Origin of the sequence: Streptomyces sp. MB09-01 (genome assembly GCF_033794505.1) — a bacterium.
Classification (GTDB): Bacteria; Actinomycetota; Actinomycetes; order Streptomycetales; family Streptomycetaceae; genus Streptomyces.
The window spans coordinates 1-7,461 of the sequence record NZ_JARAYQ010000334.1 but is presented as its reverse complement, the minus strand read 5'-3'; the positions used below and the strand labels follow the sequence as shown (position 1 = coordinate 7,461).

The 7,461-nt window shown below is 67.0% G+C and carries 7 protein-coding genes and 2 pseudogenes; 6 read left to right on the top strand and 3 right to left on the bottom strand.

Annotated elements, in window-relative coordinates; genetic code table 11:
- The 4 genes and pseudogenes from PV721_RS38850 to PV721_RS38835 form a co-directional block, all read left to right on the top strand.
- Nucleotides 1–405, top strand: a pseudogene (locus PV721_RS38850) (hypothetical protein); the annotation flags it as partial.
- A gap of 273 nt (nt 406–678) precedes the next feature.
- Entirely contained in the window at nt 679–1,158 is a 480-nt protein-coding gene (locus PV721_RS38845) for a hypothetical protein (protein WP_319732895.1), read from the top strand.
- The gene (locus tag PV721_RS38840; RefSeq protein WP_319732893.1) at nt 1,155–1,739 is read left to right on the top strand and encodes a hypothetical protein; all 585 of its coding nucleotides are present in this window, start codon (nt 1,155–1,157) and stop codon (nt 1,737–1,739) included. The genes PV721_RS38845 and PV721_RS38840 overlap by 4 nt, the downstream gene beginning before the upstream one ends.
- Nucleotides 1,740–2,011: 272 nt before the next feature.
- Nucleotides 2,012–2,215 carry a hypothetical protein gene (locus tag PV721_RS38835; protein ID WP_319732891.1) on the top strand — a complete coding sequence of 68 codons (204 nt, stop codon included), beginning with the start codon at nt 2,012–2,014 and terminating at the stop codon, nt 2,213–2,215.
- 982 nt (nt 2,216–3,197) lie between these two features.
- Here the strand turns inward: PV721_RS38835 and PV721_RS38830 are convergent.
- The 3 genes from PV721_RS38830 to PV721_RS38820 all read right to left on the bottom strand — a co-directional run bounded on the left by PV721_RS38830 (nt 3,198) and on the right by PV721_RS38820 (nt 5,991).
- A complete protein-coding gene (locus PV721_RS38830) occupies nt 3,198–3,770 on the bottom strand; it encodes a S1 RNA-binding domain-containing protein (RefSeq protein WP_319732889.1) in 573 nt (190 codons plus the stop codon).
- Between the two features lie 45 nt (nt 3,771–3,815).
- A complete protein-coding gene (locus PV721_RS38825; protein WP_319732887.1) occupies nt 3,816–4,937 on the bottom strand; it encodes an IS630 family transposase in 1,122 nt (373 codons plus the stop codon).
- A gap of 274 nt (nt 4,938–5,211) precedes the next feature.
- Entirely contained in the window at nt 5,212–5,991 is a 780-nt protein-coding gene (locus PV721_RS38820) for a hypothetical protein (RefSeq protein ID WP_319732885.1), read from the bottom strand.
- A gap of 485 nt (nt 5,992–6,476) precedes the next feature.
- Between PV721_RS38820 and PV721_RS38815 the strand changes: the two genes are divergently transcribed.
- Nucleotides 6,477–6,947 carry a hypothetical protein gene (locus PV721_RS38815; protein WP_319732883.1) on the top strand — a complete coding sequence of 157 codons (471 nt, stop codon included), beginning with the start codon at nt 6,477–6,479 and terminating at the stop codon, nt 6,945–6,947.
- A 315-nt stretch (nt 6,948–7,262) separates the two neighbouring features.
- Nucleotides 7,263–7,461, top strand: a pseudogene (locus tag PV721_RS38810) (hypothetical protein); the annotation flags it as partial.

Below are 7,461 nucleotides of genomic sequence, written 5' to 3'. Positions count from 1 at the left end.
CGTGACGACCGTCCGCCCCCACCCACGCCACCCGCTGTGAACCGGACACGGACACAACGCCGAGAGCGCCTCAGGCAGCACGGCCAGCCATCACCCTGGGTCAGGGCGACGGCGACGGCCAAGCCGTTGCTCCCTGCCGCGAAGGCGTCCGGCACCGACGACGTCATCGCCGGACGCCTCCACGAGGCCCGTATGGTCGGCAACGACAGCCTCCACGACGGGCTCTGCTACTCCCTGGACGAGCTGGCCGATGTCGCCGAGCTTGTAACCGAAGTCGTGTACGTGCCCGTTGCCGGCCACGTAGAGCTGCGGGAAGCCTTGACGGTCGGGTTGCGCCGCGGTGGTCAGCCGATCCAGACGATGCTGATCACGTGTAGCTGGCAAGCGGGGCGGTTGATCCAGTAGACGGCCGTGCGCCACGCCCGCCTGACGAGTCCCCGCCCCGCTCTCGATGGCGTGGCTGGTCACGCTACCGAGGGGGCGATTGGCCGGAGTTACGGTTCCGTGACAATGCAGCGACGCCACCCTGGGTACCTATGTCCCCGGGGTGCGGCACTGAGGCTTGCGCATGAGATTTCGACATTGGCGGGGGAAATGAGTCCAGAAGTAATTGCAGCTTTAATCGCCGCCGGCGCGACCCTTCCGGGTGTATATGTCGCATCTCAGTTAAATAGGCGCATGCGGAAAAAGGACGACACCGATCAGATCCTTGAGAAGCTGGAGCAGGCCCACAGGGAGACACTGTTCACGTGGATGGCTGAATATCGAGTGTCATCACGCTGCGATGTTCGCTATCTCGTTGCCGTCCAGCAGAAGATCACGGACGGCGATCCCCTCGATTCGTGGGCGAGTGGAGAACGACTGCGCGAAATGAGCAGTAATCCATCAACTGATTTCGACGTGGTCACCGCCATCGGCCTTTACTCGCAAGACGTCGTTGTCAAATTTCAGACATACGTCGAGGCGCGTGACCGCTATATAGGTGACGTGATGGACTGCATGAGGGGGATTGCCCCTGCCTATCCGGACCCCCTAAACGATGTTTTGACTATCGCGAAAACAGCGCGCGAGGAACTCCTGCTCAGTATGAAGAGCGCCGCTCGCGATTTAGGATTTCGCCTACTGATGACTGACGACGGAGCCGCAGGCGCTCCATGATCATTGAAATTATTTTTGGTGCTGTGATTGCCGCTGACTGGCTGGCGTATTGGTTCAAGACGCGGCGAGAACTGCAGGCTGAACAAGCGAGGAGGTGCGCCAAGCAGTCCCTGCAGAAACGTATAGATCTTATAGGCAAAGAGCGCGCACTCAAACTTTCTGTGGAGCTATTTCACGAGCTCCTTAGGGCTCACCGACCCGTTAGGGTGTGCATCCAGACTTTACATGCACTTCAGCGAGCCGATAGCGAGGATGAAAAGGCGATACTCGCTTACGATGCGTCGTGGCGGTACATTCCCAAGCATCGGAGGATAGGTCCGCGCATCCCCCTGTTGATCAGCGATCTCTCGGCAGTGTTTCCCGAGGTGAGCGAGGCTTGGCGACTTTACGTGACGCACTTCTTGTGTCTAGCCTCATTTCTCGGGTCGAATTATTGCATCGAAGCCTCTAAGATATCCACAGTTTCGAGAATTGCCGACGGTCTTGAACAGGCCTTCGAAATACTTCTCTCGGAGGTTCTGCGCGTGTGGAAACAGGCTGCTGGGGAGAACCCCAGCCATTCGGAAGAATGGCCCACCTGATCATCTGAATCCCCTATCGATCCCCCGACCCTCGGCTCACCCCGCCCCCACACCACATAGGACACGGTCTAAAGCGAGGCGGCCGGATCGGGCAGTGTGCGTGCATCCTGGTGGCGTATCCCCCCAGCATCCCGAGGTGCGGGTTGGCTGAGAGTTGGCCCCCTGCCCGCCCCCGGCCGTCGTTGTTCCCGGACCCACGGCTCTCGGCATCGATTCATGACGGAACGGTCACGCACCGCCACGTCGGCCGCCCGGGTTCGTTGGACCCGGACATGGAGCAGAGAACCGTTTCGCCACCCGAGCGAGCCGGATTCGACCGGCTCGCCGAGGAGTTCTGGCAGGGGTCCGACGCGCCGATCTACGACGCCGTCGAGCGGCAGTGGCTCGCCGAGGGCAGGGAGGTGCCCCGCCGTCCGGGATTGGCGTGGGGCGGCTGGCGCCCGGTGAACGTCCCAGACCTGTTCCGCCGTGCCTGAATCACTTCCTCACTCCGGTGCGTACAGCCGCTCGCGCAGGTACAGCAGGGCCGTGGTGTCCGCGACGGCGGCCAGAGAGTGGCGAGCAGGGTGCGGATGCGGGCATCGTCGCCCTCACGGACCGCCTGCACGATGTTCTCGATCACCTCGCGGGCGCTGGGGTCCATACCCGCCGGACCGGCCGTGGAGGGGCCATGGCCGATCGGGTCGCCGCCCCGGCGCTCCTCGGGGTTCCCTTGCGCTGCCGTCATGTCATCCCCCAACGGATCGCAGTAGTCCCAGGTCACGACCGTCGCGAAAGGGGGGGACAGGCCGCGCTACGATCACGCCCGGCCCGCCGACGGTATCGAGAGGCCGGGCGGGGCCTGCACGGGGGTCAGGCCGTCTGCCCGTACCTCTCGGCCTCGGTGCGGCTCAGGCGAACAGTGCCCGGGTTCAGTCTTCTTTTCCTGCCAGGACACGATCCGCCGCATAGTGCGGGCAGGACAGGACATGCCACGTCACCGTCAGGCGGCACCCGGCCGCAACCGCGATCGTACGAGCCTGGCCGTCAGCCGGGCCCGCCGCGCAGTACGGGCACACGACGGTCTCTGCCCTCAACTCAGCCGTCATCCTTCAGATCCTGCCCCGCCGAGGCGGGCGTGACGAGAGGGCCGCGCCGGTCGCCGCAGGGGCACGCGTCGGAGTGCGGCCCCCGTCGCGGCCCTGATGGCCGAGGCCGCACTCCGTACCGTCGAAACTACCGGGTCCCGAACCGAGCGCGGGCCCCGTTGCCGCTGGCCGGGCAGGTAACCGCGCAGCATCCGGATCGTTGTGCCAAGCGCTCATCGGGACGGCTGGCCCCTTCCGCTCGACGGCAGCCCCCGCTAGTGCTCTGACCGCATAGGTTCGCCGGGTTGGAGCGGTGCTTCCCTTGCGCCGAGCGGGCGCTCAGACGCTCAGGAACGCTCGTGCGAGGAACCGTCGCGGGAGTGTGAAGGAGTCACCGGTGGTCGGATGAGCTTTGTCGTCGAGAGAGAACCAGCCTGCGTCGCTCCCGGTCGATCTCAGTGACGACGACTGTGACCTCGTCGCCGGCCTGGACGACATCTGACGGGCTTTCCACGGGCGTCGATGTGAGCTCTCGCAGGTGGACCAGTCCCTCGATCCCGTCAGTGACCTGGACGAAGACGCCGAACGGGACCAGTTTGGTGACCCATCCGTGCAGTTTCTGCCCCACCGCAGTGCGGTCGGCGAACGTTTGGAAGGGGTCCGGCTGTGTCGCCCGCAAGGACAGTCTGGCCTCCAGGTTCCATGTGTCGAACTGGAGGAACTCAGCTAAGACGCGCTGTCCGACATGCACAACGTCGAAGGCGGTTTCGATGCGCCGCCAGGACAGTTCGGGGATCGTGATGAACCCGACGCCGGGGAAGACCGGGTGGTCGGGGCCGTCGTCCAGTGCCACGAACACGCCGAACCGTTCGATCGCTGTGACGGTGCCGGAAAGGATGTCGCCGCAGTGCAGTGATTCCAGGAACGCCCAGAGTTCTGGGTTCTCGGTCGGTCCGCCCATCATGCTCCCAGCCTTTCACAAGGAGCTGCGAACTCGGCGGGAAGGGCGTCACGCTGCAGTTTTGAGGGGGCGTCCGCCCCAGCGGATGCCTTTCTCGCTGCGGATGCGGGCGGGTTCCTTGCGTTCGGCGGCGAGAACGTAGCGGTGGCGGGCGTTGGCGTTGCGCCAGCGGAGGTATGCGTGCAGGGCCCGGGTCTGGACCGTGTGGTTGGGGTGGTTGGAGTTGGCGATGGTGAACTGCCTCAGGGGTCCGAAGTGGGCTTCTACCGGGTTGGCCCAGGAGGCGTAGGTCGGGGTGAAGCACAACTCGACCTTGTTCTTCCGGGCCCAGCGGCGGATCTCGGTGCCTTTGTGGGCGGACAGGTTGTCCATGATCACGTAGATCGGTGCTCCGTCGGGGCGGGCGGCGCGGATCGACTTCAGCGCGGCCAGCGTGTTCACGGCACCTTTCCTGCGGCGATTGACACCCCACAAGCGGTCGTCGCCGACGGAGTAGCAGCCGTGGAAGTACCGGACCCCGTGGGTGCGGTGATAAGTGGCCGGCAGCCGGTTGGGGCGCCCCTGGCCTGCCCAGCCCGAGCCCGCGGTGGGCCGGATGCCGAGGGGGCCGAACTCGTCGAAGGCGAAGACCCGGTCGGGGAAGCGGTCCAGGACCTCCTCGATCCGGTCCAGTTTCACCTCGCGGTCCGGGTCGGGCGACTCCTTCCACGTCTTGGTCCGCTGGAATGTGACGCCGCGGCGGCAGAGGAGGCGTCGTAATGCCTCGCGGCCTATGCGGATGGTCCGGCCGTGGACTTTGCGCAGGTAGGCGGCGAGTTTGCGCAGTGACCAGCGGGTGAAGGGCTGGGCGAGTTTGGCAGGGCGGGTCGTGGCCGTCTGGATGACGAAGTCCTCGTCGTCAGTGCTGAGCAGGCGGGGACGGCCTCCCGCCCATCGAGGGTCCAGGCAGGCCAGTCCGATCTCGTTGAACCGGTGGATCACGTCCCGGACTGTGTCCTCGTCGGCCTGCACCAACTGGGCGATCACAGGGACACGGTTCCCCCCGGCCGAAGCCAGCAGCATCATCGCGCGCCGGTATCGCACCGAACTCGTGCTGCCCCGGCGCACGATCTGCTGCAACCGCTGCCCCTCCTGATCAGTAAGTCTCCGCACACGGACAGGCTCTGCCACCGCACCTCCAGCGATCGGATCGGACACCACCCCACATCCAACCGCCGCGACCACCAACCCGGCGAACCAATGCGGTCACAGCACTAGTGACCTGAGGAAGAGATTCGTCGTTGGTTAGGTCTGAGTCGACCTGGACCGAAGGTCCCGCCGTTGTCGTGCGGTGCGTGAGCTGGAGGCGGCGGCACCGTTGCTGGGACGTGCCAGCGGGGCTGTCTGGTGGTGCTGTGAGGTCGCGGAGGGGGCGGGTCCGCCCCCTCGGTTCCCAGGGGCGTGTTCAACGGGCCAGGTGCAGCCGGGTATGGAAGTACCCCTTCGACTCCTTCCCTGCCGGGTCTTCCCCGAACGCGGTGACGGTGGCCACCGCGCGCTCCTGCTCCCGGGGGTCGGTGAAGCGCCGCTGCGGCTGGGTGGTGGCGGCCCGCTCGACGGTGAGGCCGTACGATTCCAGGCAGCCGGAGATCGCCTCGTAGTCGTGGGTGCGCAGGACGAAGGCAGCCACCGGCACGGGGTGGCCGATAGCGGCGAACAGCCGGGCGAAGGTGCGCTCGGTGAGGAAGCTGGTGCCGCCAGTGACGGTGATCAGGCCCGTCCCGTCCAGCGAGCCGCGTAGCTGCTCCCCCGGCTCGGCGCGCTCCAGGTCCACACAGTGCCCCTCGTCGAGCAGCCCGACGGCCACGGCGTAGTCCAGGGCGGGGCGCGAGACGTCGATGCCGATGGCCCGCAGGGCGTCGGGGCGGCGGCGGACCGCGTAGAAGTCACGGTCGTGATCGGCGAGTTCGGCGGTGGTGAGTTCGGCTGAACGGGCCGAGGTGTAGTGCGCGAAGAGTTCTTCGAGGGTGACGTCGTGGTTGAGGAGGGCGGCGTTGATCCCGTAGGAGCAGCACACGTCGAGGACCGTACGCCGCCCCGGCCCGAGTTCGGCGGCAAGCGCGCGGAAGACCGGCTGGGCGTGGCCTGGGGTCTGGTACTCATACGGCCCCAGGGCGGTGAAGTACCCGCGGGGGTCGGGGAGAGCGTAGACGTCGTCGAAGCTGGTCATGCCGACTGGGGTCATCGGGGTGCGCCTCCATGGCGATCGGCGGGAGAGGGGGGGCACGGGTGCCCAGTCCTATCCGGCCACACGCCGGCCACGAAAGGCCGCCGATCCGGCCACCGGCGCCTGTCGGCCCGGATGCCGTCCGGCCGACGCATACTCCGAGCCGCCGCGACGCCCACAGCGCAAGCTGCACCCGTAGAAGCGCGTGGCACCCTCGATGCGGAATGCAGGGCGCGGCGGTGGCCGTGGCGGTGGCGGCGCCGGCCGCTCCTCCGCCACGGCTGCCCCGGCCTACAAGTGCGCCAGCAGCACGCAGGACATTGACGACGGCAGCTATGACGGGCCGTGGCCGGAAACTGGAAGATCACGGTGAAGACGTGCGCGGCAACCAGCCTGGGCACCATCGCCAACAACCTGTGCGGCACTCCCAAAACCGACGTGGTGTTCTACGCGGGCCGTGCGACCTACCTGGAGACGTTTATCGGGAAGCTGCATGACCGCCCGTGCCGCACCACCCGATCACGGTGGTCACCGGCTCCGACGCAGCGACCGTGAACTTCGAGATCGAGGGACTGAACGACCCCAGCGCGCCCATCTCCGTGCTCTACGTCCCGCTCGCCGACCCCGATCAGCTCGCCGACAGCGCCAACCCCGACCAGACCCTCTACAAGGACTTCGCCACCGAGTTCACCACCACCCATCACGGGCAGGAGTTCGACAAAACCCACCTGGCCAGCGGCTGGGCGGTCATGGCACACGACGCCCTGCTCACGGCGCGGCTGGCAGTCCGCAACGCCACCGGCACGTCCCAGACCCCGCCCAACGTCCGCGCGGTGGCAGACCAGCTCTATCTGTTCGACAGCCTGAACGTCGTCACGGGAGCCGGCGGGGTCTTCCGCATCGACCCGCAGAGCGGAAACCGCAAGGGCAACCACGACCCCAAGGCCGTACACAAGGGCACTCGCCGCCCGTAGCCGAGCCCCGGCGGCCCCGAGCGGCTTGGTGGGAGCCGCCCGTGCACGCAGCGGCGCTCGGACCCCTCAGGGGGGTCCGAGCGCCGCTGCGTGGTCGGCCTGCAGCCGCTGTGCTGGTGGTGGCCACGATTCTGTTGAGCGACTCCTCGACCAGGCGCGGCGGACGTCTCTCCGCTCGGAGAGTTCGGCCGCGGCCACTGGAGGAGGGAAACGGGGGCAGCAGTGGCGTTTCCTCGGTGAACCGGCGTGCGCGGGAGGGTGAATCCGGGGGCCGGGATCTGTCGGTGGCCGTGCGGCAGCCGGTAGAACCGGCCCATGATGATCATGAAGCGGTCCGCTGTCGCGGCCGCCGCCTTCGCCCTGGCCATGTCCCTGCCCACGGTCGCGCACGCGGCCGCGCCATCCGCCACCCTCGCGCCGGCCGCGGCCGGCGTGCCCCAGGTACTGCCAATCGAGGTCGCGGTGTCCGCGCTCCCGCTGGCGGTGGAGGACCGGACCGGCTACCAGCGCACCT